The sequence below is a fragment of the Rhizobium sp. AN80A genome (assembly GCF_030053015.1).
GTDB classification, from domain to species: Bacteria; Pseudomonadota; Alphaproteobacteria; order Rhizobiales; family Rhizobiaceae; genus Rhizobium; species Rhizobium metallidurans.
Window position 1 is genome coordinate 67,904 of the sequence record NZ_JASJPX010000002.1, and the last position, 18,934, is coordinate 86,837.

21 protein-coding genes and 2 pseudogenes are annotated in these 18,934 nt (G+C 57.3%); 7 read left to right on the plus strand and 16 right to left on the minus strand.

Annotated features, from left to right (window positions below):
* Positions 1 to 744: 744 nt before the first annotated feature.
* On the minus strand, positions 745 to 1,896 hold the full coding sequence (locus tag P3R82_RS06700; protein ID WP_112981808.1) for an alpha/beta fold hydrolase: 1,152 nt from the start codon (positions 1,894 to 1,896) through the stop codon (positions 745 to 747).
* A 108-nt stretch (positions 1,897 to 2,004) separates the two neighbouring features.
* On the opposite strand from P3R82_RS06700, the gene P3R82_RS06705 reads away from it, so the two are divergent.
* Positions 2,005 to 2,901: a LysR family transcriptional regulator gene (locus P3R82_RS06705; RefSeq protein WP_112436318.1), complete on the plus strand. Its 897-nt coding sequence runs from the start codon at positions 2,005 to 2,007 to the stop codon at positions 2,899 to 2,901.
* Positions 2,902 to 3,009: 108 nt separating this feature from the next.
* Here the strand turns inward: P3R82_RS06705 and P3R82_RS06710 are convergent.
* A protein-coding gene (locus tag P3R82_RS06710) for an IS630 family transposase (RefSeq protein ID WP_283193551.1) occupies positions 3,010 to 3,967 on the minus strand; the annotation gives its coding sequence in 2 pieces (ribosomal slippage) (positions 3,010 to 3,624 and positions 3,626 to 3,967; 957 coding nt in all).
* Positions 3,968 to 4,358: 391 nt separating this feature from the next.
* Positions 4,359 to 5,339 carry a GGDEF domain-containing protein gene (locus tag P3R82_RS06715; RefSeq protein WP_112436317.1) on the minus strand — a complete coding sequence of 327 codons (981 nt, stop codon included), beginning with the start codon at positions 5,337 to 5,339 and terminating at the stop codon, positions 4,359 to 4,361.
* 481 nt (positions 5,340 to 5,820) lie between these two features.
* Between P3R82_RS06715 and P3R82_RS06720 the strand changes: the two genes are divergently transcribed.
* Positions 5,821 to 5,973 carry a hypothetical protein gene (locus P3R82_RS06720; protein ID WP_181459385.1) on the plus strand — a complete coding sequence of 51 codons (153 nt, stop codon included), beginning with the start codon at positions 5,821 to 5,823 and terminating at the stop codon, positions 5,971 to 5,973.
* An 847-nt stretch (positions 5,974 to 6,820) separates the two neighbouring features.
* Here the strand turns inward: P3R82_RS06720 and P3R82_RS06730 are convergent.
* From P3R82_RS06730 to P3R82_RS06775, 10 genes and pseudogenes are all read right to left on the minus strand, one after another.
* Positions 6,821 to 7,897 carry a histidine kinase dimerization/phosphoacceptor domain -containing protein gene (locus P3R82_RS06730; protein WP_112949840.1) on the minus strand — a complete coding sequence of 359 codons (1,077 nt, stop codon included), beginning with the start codon at positions 7,895 to 7,897 and terminating at the stop codon, positions 6,821 to 6,823.
* A gap of 330 nt (positions 7,898 to 8,227) precedes the next feature.
* On the minus strand, positions 8,228 to 8,626 hold the full coding sequence (locus P3R82_RS06735; RefSeq protein ID WP_283193553.1) for a sensor histidine kinase: 399 nt from the start codon (positions 8,624 to 8,626) through the stop codon (positions 8,228 to 8,230).
* Positions 8,523 to 8,957, minus strand: a pseudogene (locus P3R82_RS06740) (PAS domain S-box protein); the annotation flags it as partial. The gene P3R82_RS06735 and the pseudogene P3R82_RS06740, both read right to left, overlap by 104 nt.
* 156 nt (positions 8,958 to 9,113) lie before the next feature.
* Positions 9,114 to 9,389, minus strand: a complete 276-nt coding sequence (locus P3R82_RS06745; protein WP_111565398.1) for a hypothetical protein — start codon at positions 9,387 to 9,389, stop codon at positions 9,114 to 9,116.
* A gap of 98 nt (positions 9,390 to 9,487) precedes the next feature.
* On the minus strand, positions 9,488 to 9,868 hold the full coding sequence (locus P3R82_RS06750) for a DUF6481 family protein (protein ID WP_111565399.1): 381 nt from the start codon (positions 9,866 to 9,868) through the stop codon (positions 9,488 to 9,490).
* A gap of 31 nt (positions 9,869 to 9,899) precedes the next feature.
* Positions 9,900 to 10,124: a hypothetical protein gene (locus P3R82_RS06755; RefSeq protein WP_112436315.1), complete on the minus strand. Its 225-nt coding sequence runs from the start codon at positions 10,122 to 10,124 to the stop codon at positions 9,900 to 9,902.
* Positions 10,125 to 10,246: 122 nt separating this feature from the next.
* Positions 10,247 to 10,456 (minus strand): cold-shock protein, encoded by a 210-nt coding sequence (locus P3R82_RS06760; protein ID WP_018902430.1) that lies wholly within the window; start codon positions 10,454 to 10,456, stop codon positions 10,247 to 10,249.
* Positions 10,457 to 10,664: 208 nt separating this feature from the next.
* Positions 10,665 to 10,823 (minus strand): hypothetical protein, encoded by a 159-nt coding sequence (locus tag P3R82_RS06765; protein WP_162724619.1) that lies wholly within the window; start codon positions 10,821 to 10,823, stop codon positions 10,665 to 10,667.
* Positions 10,824 to 10,832: 9 nt separating this feature from the next.
* Positions 10,833 to 11,098 (minus strand): annotated as a pseudogene (locus P3R82_RS06770) (DUF982 domain-containing protein).
* Positions 11,099 to 11,149: 51 nt separating this feature from the next.
* A complete protein-coding gene (locus tag P3R82_RS06775; RefSeq protein ID WP_112949838.1) occupies positions 11,150 to 12,232 on the minus strand; it encodes an aldo/keto reductase in 1,083 nt (360 codons plus the stop codon).
* Positions 12,233 to 12,368: 136 nt separating this feature from the next.
* On the opposite strand from P3R82_RS06775, the gene P3R82_RS06780 reads away from it, so the two are divergent.
* The 3 genes from P3R82_RS06780 (at position 12,369) to P3R82_RS06790 (ending at position 14,105) form a co-directional block, all read left to right on the plus strand.
* A complete protein-coding gene (locus tag P3R82_RS06780; RefSeq protein ID WP_111565402.1) occupies positions 12,369 to 13,259 on the plus strand; it encodes an AraC family transcriptional regulator in 891 nt (296 codons plus the stop codon).
* 280 nt (positions 13,260 to 13,539) lie between these two features.
* Positions 13,540 to 13,806 carry a type II toxin-antitoxin system ParD family antitoxin gene (locus P3R82_RS06785; RefSeq protein WP_111564684.1) on the plus strand — a complete coding sequence of 89 codons (267 nt, stop codon included), beginning with the start codon at positions 13,540 to 13,542 and terminating at the stop codon, positions 13,804 to 13,806.
* On the plus strand, positions 13,803 to 14,105 hold the full coding sequence (locus P3R82_RS06790; protein WP_283193554.1) for a type II toxin-antitoxin system RelE/ParE family toxin: 303 nt from the start codon (positions 13,803 to 13,805) through the stop codon (positions 14,103 to 14,105). Before P3R82_RS06785 ends, P3R82_RS06790 begins: the two co-directional genes overlap by 4 nt.
* Positions 14,106 to 14,306: 201 nt before the next feature.
* Here the strand turns inward: P3R82_RS06790 and P3R82_RS06795 are convergent, their stop codons facing one another.
* The 3 genes from P3R82_RS06795 to P3R82_RS06805 all read right to left on the minus strand — a co-directional run bounded on the left by P3R82_RS06795 (position 14,307) and on the right by P3R82_RS06805 (position 16,286).
* Entirely contained in the window at positions 14,307 to 14,579 is a 273-nt protein-coding gene (locus P3R82_RS06795; protein WP_112991152.1) for a hypothetical protein, read from the minus strand.
* Between the two features lie 82 nt (positions 14,580 to 14,661).
* Complete coding sequence (locus P3R82_RS06800; RefSeq protein ID WP_283193555.1) at positions 14,662 to 15,438, minus strand: molybdopterin-dependent oxidoreductase; 777 nt, start codon at positions 15,436 to 15,438, stop codon at positions 14,662 to 14,664.
* Positions 15,435 to 16,286 carry a cytochrome b/b6 domain-containing protein gene (locus P3R82_RS06805; protein WP_283193556.1) on the minus strand — a complete coding sequence of 284 codons (852 nt, stop codon included), beginning with the start codon at positions 16,284 to 16,286 and terminating at the stop codon, positions 15,435 to 15,437. Before P3R82_RS06805 ends, P3R82_RS06800 begins: the two co-directional genes overlap by 4 nt.
* 205 nt (positions 16,287 to 16,491) lie before the next feature.
* On the opposite strand from P3R82_RS06805, the gene P3R82_RS06810 reads away from it, so the two are divergent.
* Both P3R82_RS06810 and nhaA read left to right on the plus strand, forming a co-directional pair.
* On the plus strand, positions 16,492 to 17,190 hold the full coding sequence (locus P3R82_RS06810; RefSeq protein WP_111564679.1) for a DUF1223 domain-containing protein: 699 nt from the start codon (positions 16,492 to 16,494) through the stop codon (positions 17,188 to 17,190).
* A 476-nt stretch (positions 17,191 to 17,666) separates the two neighbouring features.
* Complete coding sequence (nhaA, locus tag P3R82_RS06815) at positions 17,667 to 18,848, plus strand: Na+/H+ antiporter NhaA (RefSeq protein WP_111564678.1); 1,182 nt, start codon at positions 17,667 to 17,669, stop codon at positions 18,846 to 18,848.
* The last annotated feature ends 86 nt before the right edge of the window (positions 18,849 to 18,934 follow it).

Genomic DNA, 18,934 nt, shown 5'->3' on the forward strand with positions numbered 1-18,934 from the left:
CAGGTGATCATCATGGATACCAATCTCGCCATCGCAGCTCTTGCCGCTACGGCCTCGTTCTTGTTCATGGTGTGGGGTGTCGGTCGGAACTACTGACCGATATCATTTGATCTGCGATCTTCAGTCGAAGAAGGCCACTCGGCCCATGTGGCGGCCTGACACTTACCGGCTCGATGGCCGAGATATAGCTTGCATTCCCTCGAGCGCTGCTCAGTAATGCGTCGTTATCTCAACTAGGAGGAATCGATGGCTAAGGGTCAAGCTAGAAGCAACAAAGAGGTCCGCAAGCCTAAAAAGGACAAGACGGCTCCAGTCGCAGCGCCGGCTACGCTCGGGGCCAAGGCTGTAGAGTCAAGCAAGCAGAAGAAGCCCTAAAACACGTCGACCTCTCCCATATAGTCGGAGAGGCTTAGCCTCGCACGTGCGTGGTCCAGATACCTTCGGATACCGGCGTCTTCCATCTGCCTTTCCAGTTCGCGCTGCCACCCAGTAACAGATAATCAAAACGGCGATCTCAGAAGGCTCTACTGGCAATCGCCGATGGGCTGGTCATGCCACGACTGCAATGGGCGGAAGCAGACCGAGCGGAATCGTAAGTTTCGGGTTGAGGGGTTCCAAACCGCCGACCCGTGCTGGAGTCAAGTGGCCGACTGGGCTTGGAAAGACCGCTCGTCCTGCAAGCGGCCGTTCATTCAAAATACGCTCAATGCGCCCTAACTATCAGGGAGCCTTCGCATGAGGCGGTTATCCGGTACCGAGCGGGTTCGAGACCCGGAGCCGCCAATTTCCCGCCGCCGAGCGCTCGACGATCTGGGTGGCGGTGCCGTGCTGAACGCTGGAATGGTCGTCAGACGCGACCCTGATCTCCCAGTCGAGAAGAAGCAGCGCGATATCACCGCTTTTTAGGACACGGCGGACGGTATTCTTGATGATCGGCTTCATGGAGACCAACTTCTCGATTTCACTCCTGATGGCTCCTGGGCCACCCTCGACCACCAAGCTGTCGGTCGTGCGCATAACGGCCTGCGGGTGGAAGAGCGCCATGACGCCATCGACGTTGCCGCTGTTAAGCCCGCTGTCGAAAGCTGTCGCAACATCTTCTGGATATGGGGTGCTTACCATTCCGCCAGCTAAGAAGGCATCAATCCTTGAGGCAACATGGTGTGGTGCTTCCAGAGGAGACAAGTGGCCGACACCGGGAATGACGGTCAGCTGTGCGCCGGGCAGAGACGGGACGACGACGGTTTCCAGCAGCTCGACGCTGTCGACCTTGTCCTTCTCGCCACCAATCACAAGAACCGGCACATCGATGCGGCCGAGATCCGCGCTGACGTCTTCCGAGATCGCGGCGGCAGGCCAGTACTGCTTCGCGGCGCTGGCACCGCCCACGCTATCCTCAATGACCTGCTCCCGCACTGCCTGCGAAAGGGAAATCTCCGCGAGGACGTTGTCGATGGTCCATGCCGTCGACTCGGCGACCGCGTAAGCTCGCTTCATGCCTTCGCGAATGTCTTCAGGCAGCGACTTGCCCTGAGCCGGCGACGGCGCGACAAGGACGAGCCCTGTCAGTCCCGCAAGTTGCCTGGAAGCAAGAAGCTGGGCCACCTTTCCGCCCATCGAGTGGCCTACCAGGATGTAGTTCTTCAGCTCCAATGCAGCGATCGCGGCTTCGACGTCGTTGGCCATGGAAACAATATCATAACCGCTTTCCGGACGATCCGACTTGCCCCAGCCGCGGGCATCGAAAGCGACCGAGCGAACCTTGGACTTCAGCGCCTTGATCATGTTGTCCCAAGTCCGCGAGGTTCCTCCCCAGTAGTGAAGAAAAATTAGCGTCTGCTCGCCTGCCCCATGATCCTCGAAATGGAGGTTGATGCCATTTGCTTTGATTTCCATCGATCGTTTCTTTCAGTAGTGATTTCGATATCGTCTAAGTATGACGTTCCCATGCGAGCGATAATCCACTAATCATTTAATGCACTCGATAACCACAGGATCGAATTGATGGACCGCTTTGTCGGACTTTCGGTTTTTGTCGCCGCCGTCGACAACGGCAGTCTGGCCGCTGCAGCACGAGCGCACGGCATTACTCCCGCGATGGCCGGGAAGCATGTGGCCGCGATCGAAGCCGAGCTCGGTGTCCGGCTGTTGCAGCGAACGACGCGAAAGCTGCACCTGACCGACATCGGTCTGGATTATTATCGGCGGAGTATCCTCATCCTCGACGCTCTGGACGAGGCTGACCGCAGCGCCTCACAGCAGCAGGACCAACCGCATGGCACGCTAAGGGTTTCAGCGCCGACCACGTTCGGCGCTCTTTATCTGGGCCAGCCAGTTGCTGAATACACAACGCGCTACCCGAACGTCTTCGTCGAAATGAGCCTGGAGGATCGTTACGTTGATCTCATCGAAGGGGGATTCGATATGGCGATACGTATCGGCACCCTACCCGATTCGAGTCTGATCTCCCGCAAGTTCGGCGAAAGCGGAATGGCAGCCTGTGCGGCTCCCTCCTACCTCGACAAGCATGGGCGGCCGAACGATCCGGCGGACCTTCGGCGCTATGACCGCCTCGCCTTCAGTAAGGCGACGTCGGCAGGTGACTGGAGTTTCACCGACCGAAAAGGCAAGACGGTGACGGTTTCTGGACCGTCACGCCTGAAGGCTGACAACATGCAGATGTTGCTGGCGGCTGCCCTGGACGGCGGCGGCATCGTGTATGGGCCAACATTCCTGCTTCGGGAGCATATCACGAGTGGCCGATTGGAACAGGTTTTGCCCGATTTCGCCACTGAAAGTTTGGGCATTCATGCCGTTTACCCAAGTTCTCGCATGTTGGGTACGAAGGTGCGCTGCTTCATAGACATACTTGAAAGAAGACTTGGTAAAGCACCCCTCTGAGCAAAATCGTCTCGAATTTCTTGTCTGCTAGTAAAGTACGCGAGTGTTTGGTTTGAAAGGATCTGAAACCTCCGACCCGCTAACTCGACCGGCTAGAGCCTCGGGCGATTAATGTGCAACGCATCCGGCCTGGCGGAAATAGTTCCAGCACTCTTGCGGCGTGAATAGGTCGCAAACCTTTCCGACGGCTTTCCAGAGATCGTCATAAGTCCTTGCTTTCATTTTTCGCAAGAGTGCCTTGAGCTTCGAAAAGGCCATTTCAATCGGATTGTTGTCTGGCGAATATCGCGGCAGGAAGAGTATCCATGCCTTCCGCTCAGCGATGGCCGCCGCTGCTCGGGGGCTCTTGTGGACGTTGAGGTTATCCCAGATCACCACGTCGCCTGGTTCAAGCGTCGGTGCGAGTTGAGTTCGCACATAGGTGTCGAACTTGGCTCCATCCATGGCCCCATCGACGACAAAGGGTGCCGTGATGCCATCGCAGCGCAGACCGGCGACAAAGGTTTGGGTGTGCCATTTGCCGAAAGGCGCATCCGCCTGAAGGCGCTTGCCCTTGATGCTACGGCCACGCAGTGGTGTCATGTTGGTCTTGACCGAAGTCTCATCTACGAAGACGAGACGTCCGGGGCTCTGTTGCATAGCGGGTTGGCGACGTTTGCGCCACTCATCGCGCTCCCGGCGCACATCGGCGCGTGCGCGTTCCGATGCCAGCAGTGTTTTTTTTAAAGCTGAAGCCCGCCCGGCAAAGAAGCTTCGACAGGTTCGAAGGATCAGCTTTCACACCATGATGCTCTACCAGCCAAGTCGCCAGGTCGGGCATGGTTATATCCGGTTGCGCCTCTACCTTGGCGATAATGGCATCCCGGACCGGGCCCAATTTGCCGCTGCCGCTGGGCCGACCGCGCCGGGAGGGCTCGACCGAGCCCGTTCGATCCGCCCGCTGCTTAAGCCGAACAGCCGTGGCGGGCGAGACTTTGAAAGCAGCAGCGGCTGCCCGACGCGTTTGGCCTTGCGTGATCGCATCAACAATCCGTTGGCGAAGGTCCGAAGAATAGGCGCGAGACATGGCAAGTCCTCCTGCCATGTTGAATCATAAAATCGAAGCCAGGGGAATCGTCAGATTCAAAGAAACTGCCCGACGCTCTAAATTGATGATTACATTAGCTTCAGAATAACGAGTAAACCCGTTCGTAAGCTTCCGTCTTGCATTCAAGTGGCCTCTGGATGCAGGGCCCTGACCGCATCGAGACTTGTGAATTTCCCACCTTTAGCACGAATCGAAACTACCACCTCTATAGTGATGCCAGTGTCGTTATCTGCGAGCCTTTGATGCCCAAATGACCTGACAGGGTGCTCAGCCGAAGCTTGCTGTCGGAGAGCCTTATTGCGCGCTGCCCGTTAATCGACCTAAGGCGTGCGGCCTGAATGTTACGCTGGCTTGAGCAGCCGAGCTCGAGTCAGGCGCCGGTTTTACAAAAGGGGCAAGGTTTCTGCTCTTCGTCTCCGCTGGGCGTTCCGAAGCCTCGGTTCGAAGAGAACCTGCTCGCGTGAGGTACCATCGACAACTGCACTTTACCTTTGCCGGCATTCTTCGCCGCGTACATGAGATTATCACCCGCGATAATCAACTGCTCCGCGGAGCGGTCGTCGCTTATGTCGACGAAAAGTCCGCCCACGCTGCAACCTACCTGATAACCGGTCAAAGACAGCGCTTCCGTCAATCGAATATGAAGATCTTGCGCCGTTCTAATCGCTTCGCCGTGGTCCGCGACGAGTATGGCGATCGCAAACTCGTCGCCCCCTAGACGTCCCGCAATCTGTCCCTCCAACATGAAGCTGTTTGCAGACGCTGCAAATGCAGTCAGCACCTGATCGCCTGCAGTATGGCCATGCTGGTCGTTGACGCCCTTGAACCCGTCCAAATCAATGTAGGCAAGGAGGAGTGGTCGTCGTGCTACGATCTTACTGGTCAGCCACAGTTTCAGCTCGTCCTCGAATGCTTTGCGATTATAAACGCCGGTCAGCGGATCATGTGTTGCCAGGTAGGCTACTCGATCATGTGACCTTTTCAGGCCCATCACGACCGCCGCATTGACGCCAAACGAAATCAATCGCCCGAGGTTGTTGTTGAGACCGGTCCAGAAGTCAGGGTCGGGATTGAACATCGGGTATCGTAGCCCGGTGACGATTGCGACAGCTATTGTGAATAGGACGGCCTGTCGGGTGCTCAACGTCCAGCAGGCGATGGTCACTGCGAAGAGATAGAGGCCTGCCATCGACGACCGTTGCTGGTAGGTGCCGACGTCAAGCAGCAGGGCAGCCAAAGTGACGGCGAGCAGGATCGCCCAACGCTGGCCAGCCGGCCGTTCTTGCAGCCAGCCGACCAGTTGCTCCACGAGGCTTTCCTTTTTGGCGTCTGCGTCAGCCTTGGTCGTCAATCTGATTATCCCGTAGGTGGCGATGGGTTGCCGCCGAGCCCGGAGATCTCAGGTTCGACAAAGTGTAGCGATCCACGCATGATTTTCGAAGGGAAAGGTACGTTCAATGAGCGCGAGGGCAGGTTTCAGGCGGTATCGACCGGTAGCGTTGATCAGATCGAGAAACGCGTGGCGGTAAGACGAGGGTGGCAAAGAACAGTTTCAAGCGGAAGGCCCTTACGATTTCGCCAAGGAAATGCTCTGGCTCAAGGCTGGTTCCGCAGACATCGTTCCCACGGGGATCAAGGTAATTTATTCGTTATGAAACGTACTTGGTTTTAGCCTTAACCGGCCGGCGTGCGAGACAGGGATCGAGGCCGCAACAGAACTGGAAGCGATAGTTGGCGGTGAGGTGTGGAAACTCGCTGTCAGGAGCCCCATTAGGAAGCGTATTCTCTAACCGCTTCGCGGTCGGCACGGTCAATTTCCCAGGAGATCAAAAATGACCAACGAAAAAGGTGCTGGAGCGCCTTTAAGCGCCGTTTCAGTTGCCAAGAAATATCGGATTGCTTTTGAAGACGCGAAGGCAATCGTGGCAGAGCATGGCAACGATGCCAAATCCATTCATAAAGCCGCTCGTGGGATAGCGGCCTAGAGCCGAAGCAAGATGTGCATTGTGACGGCTGCCCATCGTCCTCTTCATACGGGATAGAGGCGCACACCGAACGGGTAATATCGCCGGTATTTGTAATATGAGGCTGCACACTCCGGCTCAGCCATGTCCAACCCTGCACATAATTACGGTGGGCTCGACCGTTATGAATCCCGTCGAACATGTGTCGCGCCGGAACATTCATTGCCGTCGCAGTGTTTCGAGCCAGGCGCCGATATTGGGTCAGCGTTTCTTTTCATGAGTGGGATGATGGGCAGAGAGCCTGTACGAAGCAAAGGCCTTGTGCTCGCGGCCGTGCAAATCAGGCAGTCGCATACTGGAGACCCGCACCGATATCAGCATCGTATTTACGGATATCGACATGCCGGGCAGCATAGACGGGATGAAGCTTGCACGCGCTGTTCGAAACCGCTGGCCACTCATCGAAATCATTATCGTGTCCGGCCAAAGGCACCCCGTCGATAGCGACCTCCCTGCCCGCGCAGTGTTTTGCCCAAGACCATACTATGTTGACGCCGTGACAGCTGAACTCGATCGAATGGCTGCATCGTTTTGATAGCGAAAGAGAGGGCTGTGTACGAAGCGACGGCAGAGTTTTATGCAAGCGACCAACGGAGACAAGTGGTTACTGGAGGCAAAGCAGCTTGGTCAGTGGACGACTCTATCAGGATCGCTGATGATCACCACCAGGGTGCTGCACTTCGCAACATCCTTGCCAAACCCGGCGGCCTTGAAAAGGCACGAAATCCCTCCCCCGCAGGGAACTGGACAAAGCGCCGGCCGAATACCCCTGGAGTATCCATTTTTGCTCGACGCGATCCATGCCGCTCTAAGCCCGATTTGCTTCCCGCTTTTCAAAAACGATCGTGACCTTCATGCCGATCCCTGGCAGGGACTCCACCTGGACGTCCGCCCTGGCGTTCTGTTTGATCGATTGCACGATCATAGAGCTGAGCTTACCGCGCCGCGGCCAGTCGGATGGATTGCTGAGACCAATGCCATTGTCTGCAACCGAGATTCGGCAGCCCGCATCATCCACGACGCAGCGCAGGACAATTTCACCACCCTCACGATCCTTGAATGCGTGTTTGAGCGCGTTCGTCATAAGTTCGTTGACGACCAAGCCGACGGGCATCGCAATGTTGACGGAAACGGGCCACGTATCGACCTTCATGTCAAGCCGAATACCCTGGACCGCGTGTGCGGCCATGATCGCCGAGGCGATCTGGCTCACATACGTGCCGAGATCGACAGTCTCGTCAGCGTTTGCATCGGACAGAGAACGGTAGAGGATCGTCAGCGCGTCCACACGGCCTGCCAGTTGGTTGAACCGCGCGCTTTCATCTGGATGTTGCGCGTTCCGGGCTTCCATGCGGATGAGCGCTGTGATCATCTGAAGATTGTTTTTGACCCTGTGCTGCAACTCCTTAAGAAGCACGTCCTTTTCCGTCAACGTGGTGGCCAGGTGAGCGCCGGTTTGTCCACTGTTGGCGGGCGCGATAGCGACGAGACGAAAGAGAGGGGTTCCTGCGTCATTGACGATCGTATTCGACCAGGCGTCAATGAACGACTGGGGCCCCGTCCCGGAAGATGGCGCAAATGTTCCCAAATACTCCTCGCCAGCCACAATGGCATTCGCGAGATCCTGGTCTCCACTCACCGAGTACACCAATGGGAGTGATGACCATGGCTTGCCCTGCAGGTCCTCAGGCGAAATGCCTATCAAACGCTCGAATTCAAGATTGGCGTATATAAGCACCTCGTCTGACGCGAGTTCTGCCACCGCCACTCCGAACGGAACGTGGTCGAGGAATTGTCGGAAGCGGTCATCATCCAACGCCTCCCCAAGATGAGGAAGGTCGGCTACCGTTTCCGGGCTTATCGGCGATTCTTCAGTTTCTGCCATTTGCAACTCACAACCACATTCGTTCGGTGCTTATCACGCCGGATGGCGGGGAGCCAAAGAAATCCTGATTCTTGGAGTGCCATGCCGGTGAAGCGGTTTTACCGCGCTGGGTGGGATCGCTCGGCCGAAGATGATGCAGACATCTGGCCTGCTTGCCCACTGGGCCTATTTAGGGGAAGGCCGAAGACCCCAGCCCGATCTGAATGCGTGCCAGCGGCACCTTCAGCTTCCAGACGATCAACCCCGTCCGTGAAACTCCAATTTTCTTGGCCGGCTAGAGCGGATGGCACAATCTTGCCGAGGACGAAGCCCCGAACCCCTCTTCCTGTGCTATTTAATCTGCATTTTCCTCCGCCGACTCCGACCAGACGAGCTCAAAAGCATCCCATTTTCGTTACTCGTCAGCCCCCAGCTAACGCATATTCGACCAGTATCCGTGGCCCCGAAGCGCATCGCGTTCGTAATCAGTTCGTGGAAGGCCATGCCAAGATCAAGGACGGCATTAGCGTCGAGCATAATTTGCTGGCCGATAACATGAAGCGGGTGGAGAGCCTGGAACGGCTCAAGCTGATGCGCGACGAGATCTGCAAGGCTGACACCGGCCCAGCCGACCTGTGACAGAAGATCATGCGAATGGGAAAGCGCCATGATCCTTTCGCGGACCCGCCTCTCGAATTCTTCGATCGAACGGGACCGTGTCGCCGTTTGCCTGATAACGGCTGGTACCACGGCATACTGATTTTTGACGCGATAATTGATTTCCGACGAGCTTGCCGGCCCGGCCTTTGATCGGAGAAATCGTGATCGAAACCGGGACCATCTGCCCGTCCAGGCGGCGCCGCGTCCTCTCGAACGGTTCGATCCGCTCTCCCAGCTTCAACCGGCGCAGAATATCCGTTTCCTCATCCCGTTGGTGGTCGGGTATGATCAGATAGATCGGTTGTCCGACCGCTTCGCTTTCCGCATAGCCGAACATACGTTCGGCAGCCTTATTCGAGCTTACGATTGTGCCGGAAAGATCCTTGCTGATGATGGCGTCGAAGGAAGGCTCGGCGATGCCTGCGAGGCTTCTGCGTTGTGTTCGCTTGGCTTATTTCTGCTCAGTGGACATGATTTAGGCAAGCGCGTGAGAGATCAACCTCGTTGACCGGAAGAAAGTTCACGCAGGCGATCGCTTCACGTGAAGACGAGCGGCTCCCATGAGCGTCTATCGTCGTCAGGGCCGGTCGTAGGTGAAGGACGTCAGGAGGGTTGTGACGAAGTTGCTGGCCCGTTCCTTAACGAGCATCTCCGTCCACTCGCTGGTGCCGCGAAGCCTCAAGTCGGTCTGGATGCTGTCGACGGCCGCTTCTTCTATTCGTTTGATATGGGCGCTGAAGGCCGCTTCGCCAGCACCATGGTACATGTCCCGTATGACCATTCGCAGGATTTCCTGGATCGCAATCTGCCAGGCGGTATTGATTGCCTGCAGCTCGTTCGTGTCCGTTGCCATTAGAGGCTCCTTAGGAGTGAGTGAGTTCGAGCGCGGCTGTATATCGCGCCCTGATCTATTTCACGGCTGCATCCACTCTAAGGGTGGGTGCCTGCACGTTAAGCCTGCCGGGCCTTGCGGGCAGCATAGCGTCTGTCCCGCTCAGCCTTGCGGGCGGCCTCGTCTTTGACGACCCGCGATATCCGGGCGTTTTCGGCGGACTGTCGCGCTTCAATCTCGGCCGCGGCCGCTGCCTCGATGGCTGCCTGTTCTCGGGCTGCAAGAGTTTCGAGGCGGGTGCGCTCCTCAAGTTTCAGTCGCTCCCGTTCCGCACGGCGCGCCTCCCGGGCTTCAACAAGCGAGATGCGCTCCGCCTGTCTGGCGGCTTGTGTTGGCTCGGCGGCGGTCTTCGCGGTCCGGTATGCTGCGAGAAGAGCTGCCTTGGCGTCCGCAGCGGCGGAGCGTCGGTCGGTGAGTTCGTTGTTTCTGGCGTGTTTCAAATCTTTATCCTGATATTAGTGTTTGGGACGATCAGTTGGACTTCGATCGTTTGGCAAGGAGCGCGGATGTTGCCGACATCCGGACGGTTTGCTCCTTGGCGAGGCGCGCGTCGCGCAGCCTCAGGGTCTTGGCATCACGCGCCTGAACTAGCGATTCAAGCTCTTCGGCCGCATGGTTCTTGGCGAAGAACTCCGTCTGAAGATTGCCGAAGGCCGTCTCGGCACGCTGGCGAGATTTGCTATATGTTTCTGTCATTGAATTTCCTCGACGTGGCTTTGAAGCCAAACGAAAAAGGCCAGGCGAACTGCCTGGCCTTAAACTGATAATTGCTCCCGGCAGTGCCAGTACATCCGTGGTCAAAGGGAAGCAGATATCGATTAAGCGGACTGCAGATTGCAGGCCGACATCTTGCCCGACTTCATGTCGCGCTCGAGTTCGAAGCCGATCTTCTGGCCTTCAACGAGCTCGCGCATTCCGGCGCGCTCGACAGCCGAGATGTGAACGAAGGCGTCAGCACCGCCGTTGTCAGGCTGGATGAAGCCAAAGCCCTTGGTGGAATTAAACCATTTTACTGTGCCGGTGGTCATGATGAACCCTTTCAAAGCATAGATTGAGGAACCGCGAAACAGGTGCTCCGCAGACGAAAACCGACTATTTTTGAAAGGGAAGTTCGCTTAGAGCACGGTGCCAATCGCGCGGTGAACAAAGCTCGGCAAGCAAAAGATCGATTAGCTATCAATAAGGCAATGATTGCCAGAGGTCAACGGTTAGTTTTGAATTTCTCGGTATCTTATCTTATGGTTGTAATTTCCTGAGCACAATCGGAGACTTACTATCTGCGGAGAGTGCGGCCGCTTTCACTACCTCAAGCGGCCGCTCGATCTCCATGCCCTGAAGGATCGTCGAACCCATCGCAGCGGCGCTGCTTGCGAGCTGCTGCAAAATCTCGCGCATGTCGGCCTCCTAGCGAACGTATGGATCTTTGTCGTGCCGGCGACGGGAGGCGGTGATGATATCAGTCTCCGGCGCCAGCAGATCGTGCTTCTCAGCGAAAGCTGCGAACAGCCCGCGCGCCGTCTCCGCTTCGATCTCGCCGCAAGTGCTGCGCCACAGGCTTTCAGCGCCACCGAATAAGCCGTGTCGCGCATCGATGCTGGCCATTCGACGAGATTCCGGTAGGCGTCCATAACCGTGCGGACCTCAGCCAAGGCCGACAAGGACGGTAGCAAAGCCGCGCCACCAGCCTTATGCTGGTAAGGCTAGTGGCAGTTGCCGAGTTCTCAATAGCGTGCAGCGCTGCTTTCAAGCATAGGCCAGATTGTCGTCTGGAACCCATTTATACTTGTTCCGCCATAGCCAAGCATCGGCGTGCCTGTCTCCAGCACATGCGCCGGAAAATTCAGGGTTGGCTTGGAAATGGCGGAGAGCCTCTCGATATGATCATCGGTGAGCGTTACGTCCAAGGCTGCAAGATTTGCGACGAGTTGTTCTTTGCGGCGGGCACCGAGCAGCAAGGAACGGACTGCAGGGCGCGTCCTGAGCCAGGCGAGCGCGACTGCAGCTGGGCTTGCACCGAGCTCCTCTGCAACTTGATGCAGTACCTCAATGACATCATAGTCGGATTGTGACGGAGCGCCTGTTATCACCGCGCGTGCCGCATCTGTCGGCGCGGCAGCCGAGCGTCTGTACCTGCCGGACAGAAAGCCGTTCTTCAGCGGACTCCAAGGCATGATGGCCATGTCCATCGCCTCAGCCATCGGCACATGTTCGCCTTCGATCGTCCGCTCAAGCAACGAATATTCGAGCTGAAGGGCAATGATCGGCGTCCAGCCACGAAAATGCGACAGGACGGAGGCCTCGGCGGTTTTCCATGCAGGCAGATCCGAGAGGCCGATATATCGGACCTTGCCCGATCCCACAAAGTCATCGAGGGTCCGCAGCGTCTCTTCGATCGGCGCGAACCTGTCCCAATTATGAAGCCAGTAGATATCAACATAGTCGGTCTTCAGCCGGCGCAGCGATGCGTCCAACTGATCGATCATCGACTTGCGGCCAGCACCGCCCCCATTCGGATCACCCGGATGCAGGCTGCCAAAGAACTTTGTGCCTATGACGACCCGATCCCGTCTAGATCCCTGCCCGGCGAAATAGTCGCCTATGATCTTCTCTGAATGACCATTGGTATAGATGTTCGCCGTATCGATCGAGTTGCCGCCACGATCGAGATATTCGGCAAGGATGGCCGTGGAATGCTCGGCATCCGTACCCCAGCCCCAATCCTCGCCGAAGGTCATTGTACCGAGGGTGAGCGGGCTGACACGAAGTGCCGAGCGGCCGAGCGTGACAAATGAATCCAGCGACATAGCCGCCTCCTGTTGTTCGAATTCAGTCGCCCTTATCTATCGCTTTACGATGCGATGGGTGTAGACCATTGCTGCCAAGCTGTTGCACATTCCTGCCAAGCACGTGTCGGACTGAGTGCTAATACCGGGACTGCCTATGGAAAAGCTTTCACAATTTGCAGCGCTGATCGAACGGAATACCGGCACGGACTACATGACCAACGTGCTGCCAGGTATCCGCCTGTTGCGCTCGGCGCGAGAAACAGAGCCACTTTTTGGCTTGGCTGTACCGACATTCGCCGTTGTCGCACAAGGTGCCAAGCAGACCGCGATCGGCGATATGGTGTGCGATTACCGCGCGGGAGACTATCTCGTTGTCTCTCTGGATGTCCCCGTCAGCGCCCATGTTACGCTGGCGAGCGAAGGCGATCCGTTCCTCGGTTTCGAAATGGCGCTTGATCCTGCGGCGTTGGCTGCCCTTGCTGTCGAAACCGGCCTCCATCCGTTGGAGGTAGAAATCCAGACGACCGCGGCGACCAGCACCGTTTCGGACAACCTGCTCGATCCGCTTATCCGGCTCCTTGGCCTTCTTGAGGCGCCCGCAGACGCCAGAGCGCTGCGGCCGGCGATCGAGCGGGAAATCATGTGGCGTCTGCTGACTGGCGCGCACGCTTCGATCATCCGCCAGATCGGCCTGGCGGGCGGCACAATCTCGCGGGTGGTAACCGCCATCGAATGGCTCAAGCAGAATTATGCCACGCCGTTTCAAGTTGAAGATCTCGCGTCCCGAGCCGGCATGAGCGTCACATCTTTTCATCGGCATTTCCGCCGCGCCACATCAATGACGCCAATCCAGTACCAGAAGCGCGTCCGCCTGATCCACGCTCGCACGAAGCTGCTCTCAGAGCATCGAAGCGTCGCCTCAATCGGCTTCGAAATTGGCTATGAAAGCGCCTCCCAGTTCAATCGCGAGTATCGGCGGGAATTCGGAGCGTCACCGGGCGTTGATGTCCAACGATTACGCCTTGCCGGCCAAGTCATGGAATAGTGCCTTGTTTCAAAGAGGCATGTAATGCTCTTGATGAGATATGAACTGCCGACCCAGCAGTTATGCTAGCTTCATTTCGCATCGCAAAAGCGCCCAGTATAGGTTTGTCTAGCCGTTGCGCTCAGCGTGGCCGAACTGGATGACGCTCGGCCCAATAAGATGGTCGACAGGTCTGGCAAGGCGGCGACTGCCGGCGCTGAAGCTCACCAAAAGAATGCTCGCCTTGATAATAGTTGATAAATGGCTTATGACTTCGCCATTACAATAGATGGAGGATCACATGATCAGCGCAGATCTGGGAAAGCAGCTCGAAAGCTATGTCCAGCAACTCGTCGACACAGGGCGCTACGGTTCGAAAAGCGAAGTCCTGCGTGAAGGCGTGCGATTGGTCCAGGATAGGGAGACCAGGCTCGCCGCGCTGGATGCTTCCATCATGCGCGGTATTGCCGATGCGGACGCTGATCGAACTAAGGCAGCGAGCGATGTTTTCGACCGCCTCGACGCCAAGTATCGGACGATGGCTGAGAAGGCCGAAAAATCGGTATGATCCTTGAATTTTCCAGGGAGGCCGAACGCGATCTTGAGCAGATCGCTGATTATATTGCCGAGCACAATCCACAGCGCGCGCGCGCCGTTTCATTCCTCCAAGAACTCCGGAGTAGTTGTTACGGTCTCGTCGAGAGTCCGAATGGCTTCGCCGTCGTCCCCCGCTTTGAACACTATGGTATTCGCCGACGTGTTCACGGCAACTACCTGATCTTTTACCGCGTTGTACGTGCTAAGGTGATCATCATCCACATCCTGCATGGTGCCACCGACTATGGCGCCATCCTTTTCGGCGAATGATCCCAAGGGTTTATCTTTGGTAATGTGGGGCAGTGCGGCCAAGTTGAGTAACGCGAGTTGATGACATTCGAACCTACGACCCGCAGCTTCTGCCGCATAGGTGATCCAAGGATTCATCGCGTCCCATTGAACAGCAAATAACAGGCTCGCATTGCACAGCACGAGAGGGGCGGCAAATGTGCCGCCCCTTGCCCCAATGAACTACATCTTGCCCATGCTTTTCATCGCATTGTCCATGTGCATTTTGCAGTCGTCCATTTTTTTGGCCGCCATCGAGTCCTTGGCCATCATCATTTCCTTCGATGCCATTTCTTTCTTTTCCTTCATCGCAGGATCGCTCATCGCATCGATGCCGGACTGCATCTTCATCATCGAGCCGTCGTCGCATTCCGCCGCCATCATCGCGTCCTGGGCAAAGACAGGCAGCGCCGAAGCGGCTGCCAGAATGATAGCAGCTAGGGTGCATTTCAACATGGTATTCTCCTCCTTGTGGGCACCATTGCCCGTTGCAAGACTCTCGGGCGCGAAGCGCTGCGCAGATCCGCTTCGATTTACGTTAGATGCCGGCGTACCATTCGTAGCCGCGGTCCTCCCAGAAGCCGCCCTTGCCTCCCCATAGACCGGCAAAACTGTGCGTGATCTCGATCCTCATCAGATATTTCGCATGCTTGTAGCCAAGGTGGCGTTCGACGCGCAGGAGTAGCGGGGCGCCGTGAGCGACCTCCAGGTCTTTGCCATTCATCTCGTAAGCAAGGATGGTTTGAGGATGGAAGGCGTCGATCAGATCGATGCTTTCGTAATAGGTGCCGCTACCATCCATCGTTTGCTCGAGCTCGTCGGCGCAATGAAACACCACATAGCGCGCACCTGGCTTAAGCCCTGCACTCTGCAGCAGCGGCCCAAGCGGCGTGCCCGTCCATTTTCCGATTGCGCTCCATCCCTCTACACAGTCGTGGCGGGTAATCTGTGTGCGCGAAGGCAAGCGCTTCAGGTCCGTGAGAGACAAAACAACGGGACGCTCGACTAATCCATCGATCTTCAGCCGCCAGTCAGCAAAGCCGGTTTCCATCATTCGCGCATAGTCTTCACTGTCGGGCGCCGTCGAGCCGTTTGGTTTGAACACCGGCGAGATGTCGGGTTCGGAAAACTCGCTCGCCAGCGTGTCCTTGGAGACAAGCAGCCGCTGGCCGCGCATCGTCAGCCGCTCCGCCATTTCAAGAACGCTCTGGACATTCGAATTCTGCGCGACGTCATCGCAACCGCTCAAACTGAGGGCGGCGAGGCTGGCCGCCGAACCGGTCAATAGGCGGCGGCGGGTGATTGAGAACGTCATGGCTCGCCTCGCTCTGTTTCGATGGCATATCGGCCTGTGATCATCGAACGCATGTTGTTCCAGAGGCCCGAAAGGATGACCATCGACACATGAATGATCACGAAGACGACGATCGACCATGCGCAGATGAAATGGATCGATCGCGCCGATTGGCGGCCGCCAAAAAGATCGAGCAGGAAGGGGTATCCGGCATCAATTCCGGGAGACATGGTCAGTCCCGTTGCCAACATTAGCGGTAGCAACACGAAAATGACGATCAGGTAGGCGAGCTTCTGCAGCGCATTGTAATGCCTCGCCTCCTCGCCTTTTGGAAAGCGCAGCCGTGCGTGGTCCGCGATCTCCCGACCCAGATGCCGTGGTGTGAGTTGCTCCGCGGTTGGCGCCAGATCGCGGTGAAAATGTCCGCGCACGAAGCCATACAGGGCGTAGAGCGAGCCATTGATCACGAACAACCACGCGAAAAAGAAATGCCAGCGCCGGCCGGTGGCGAGATCCTGGTAGCTCGGGATCGTGGCCCAGGCTGGAAAGCCGCGTTCGGTCGCTCCGTCGCCGACACCTGACAAGCCGAGAAAGCCCGTGGTGTTAAGCTGCACATCCCCAACGGTTAAAACTCCGCGCGTACCGCCGTCCTGCTCGACCGTCCCGATCGACAGCCAGGACGGATCGGCATCGGCGCCATATTGCCCCCAGTAGAGCGATGGATGTGCGTTGAAGATCTGCAGTCCGCTCATCAGGAGCAGGCTCAGACAGAGAACATTGATCCAGTGAGTGATCCGCGTCACCAAGGAGTGTCGGCGGATGAAGATCCTTTCCGGCGGTGCGTCGCTGTGGTTGTCGAGTGTCGCCATGATCGGTTTCGATGTCCGGTTACGTCACATTCCCGGAGTAAGTACGCAGGCCGCCCACGACTTGTTACAAGCGGCGGCAATGTTTTTTGCTGCGTAGCTTTTGCCAGCATTGCGCTCGCAACCCGTCACGAAAGCGTGATGCCGTAACGAAGGGTGCTTCTCTCGCGAAGGAGGATGAGAGGAAGATCACCAAGGGAGTTTAATCATGAGATATTTGAGTGGATTGAGGCCCGCAGTGGCTGCGCTCGTCTTGAGTTGCGGCTTTATCGCGCATGCGGATGCCGGGCAATCAACAGCGATCGTCGAACTATTCACGAGCCAAGGCTGTTCTTCCTGCCCTCCAGCCAATGCCAATCTCGTCAGGCTCAGTAAGGAACCGGATATACTGACGCTGAGCTTTTCGGTGACTTATTGGGATTATCTCGGCTGGAAGGACAGTTTCGGGAAGAAGGAATTCACCGACCGGCAGACGGCCTACGAGCCTGCACTCGGCCAATCCGGCGCGTTCACACCGCAGATGGTTATCAACGGGCGCGAGTCGATTGTGGGTCAGGATTTCAATGAGATCCGGCGCGTCATCGACTCCGAGCCCCCTTTGTCCGGGCCGCCGATCTCTCTGTCAACACATGGCGTCGTGGTTGGCGCCGGGAAAGGCATTCCAGCGCCGGTCGACATCTGGCTGGTGCAATATGGACCAGGCATCGTCCAAGTGCCAGTTGCCAGAGGCGAGAATGCCGGCGAGACATTACCTCACGCTCATGTCGTCCATGAGCTACAGCGTCTCGCCACTTGGCAAGGGGAGACGGTGATGTTGCCGATCCCGTCTGCGCACCGAGGTCTCAAGAGGGCCGTCATCGTCCAAGAGCAAAACGGAGGCAGGATCGTCGCCGGAGCAACGGATTGACCGGCGCGGTGCGCAACTAAACGGTTAGCGCTGCTGGTCTAGGGGGGGCTCCAGAGCGGACGTTGTTGCCGTTTGGGGAAACGCGTGCATATCGGGCGATGTTCATAGCCAACGGGTGTGTCAAGGATAGTAGACGGCGCAGCTTCAAACGTTGGTTGAGTTTGCATTACGTAGGATCATTCCGCCTTGAAAGGATATGAACCGGCGAACTTTTTCTTGCACGATTTCCGTACTATAGCGCGGCAAAGGCAGAAAATGGGTCCCATCCTACCTTGACCAACACGGATACTCTAGCGCAGCTCGCTATGGTCGCGGCTAGCAGTTTCGGGTGGTTTTCGCACCCCTGAGGGAACGATTTTGCTGGAAGTCGACGTCTTGCTCCACTATTCAAATAGATGGCGTGTGCTGCGTGCGCCACGGGATTCCCCGAAATCGACGGAGACTACGATCAACCTTCCACAAGGGAGCGCTGACCTATGTCGTCGCCTATCTCTGCGGGCCGTATTCGGTCCACCCTTCGCCAGTTTCTCGACAATGAAGCATCTGGCGGTCTCGTGCTCATGGCTGTCGCGCTCGTTGCCATCGTGACAGCGAATTCGCCGGCTGCCGAGGCTTACTTCCACGCGCTCCACGTCTTCGTTGGCCCACTGAGCCTCCAGCACTGGATCAACGACGCCCTGATGGCGCTGTTCTTCCTGCTGGTCGGCCTCGAGATCAAGCGTGAGATGCTCGATGGGCAGCTTTCCTCCTGGAGCCGGAGAATTCTGCCTGGGGCGGCAGCGCTTGGCGGCATGGTTTTCCCCGCCTTGTTTTATGTTGGACTCAACTGGGAGAACCCGGCGGCTCTCCGGGGCTGGGCGATCCCTACCGCGACCGACATCGCTTTCGCTCTCGGCGTGATTTCGCTCTTCGGCTCTCGCGTGCCAGCTTCGCTGAAGATCTTCCTTGCCGCCCTCGCCATCATCGACGATCTCGGTGCGGTCGTGGTGATCGCTCTCTTTTATACCAACGATCTCAACATGTTCGCTCTCGCCGGAGCAGCCATCGTGCTAGCGAGCCTCTATGGCATGAACCGCGCGAACGTACTGACGCTCTGGCCCTACCTCGTTCTTGGCGCTGTGCTATGGCTTTTGGTCTTCCTGTCGGGCATCCACGCGACCCTCGCTGGCGTCCTTCTCGCGCTGACGATCCCGCTCAAGCTGACGCCAGGAACACCGGAAGCCACTCATCAGGAATCTCCGCTTCATCATCTTGAGCACCTGCTGCACAAGCCAGTCGCCTTCGTCGTTGTCCCGATCTTCGGATTTGCAAACGCAGGCGTTTCCTTCGCCGGAGCGTCCATGTCCATCTTTTCAGAGCCTCTGACGATGGGAGTGGCGACCGGGCTGCTGCTAGGCAAGCTCGTCGGAGTGCTCGGTACCGTCGCCCTTCTGGTGAAACTTGGCCTCGCCGACCTTCCCGCGAAAGCCAGTTGGGGTCAGATGACGGGGGTCGCGGCGCTTTGTGGGATTGGCTTCACCATGAGCCTCTTCATTGGGCTTCTCGCGTTCGACGATCCTACAATCCAGGACCACGTGAAGATGGGAATTCTGCTCGGGTCTGTGGCGTCCGGAATTGTCGGTGCAGTCATCCTGGGGACATTCAAAAGGCGCGCCTGACTGACCGGAAACCCTGGCCCGTCAAATGCCGCCCTCGTAAACAGACAAATGTGTCATCTCGAAACCTTGGCGGGGCGACAGCACCG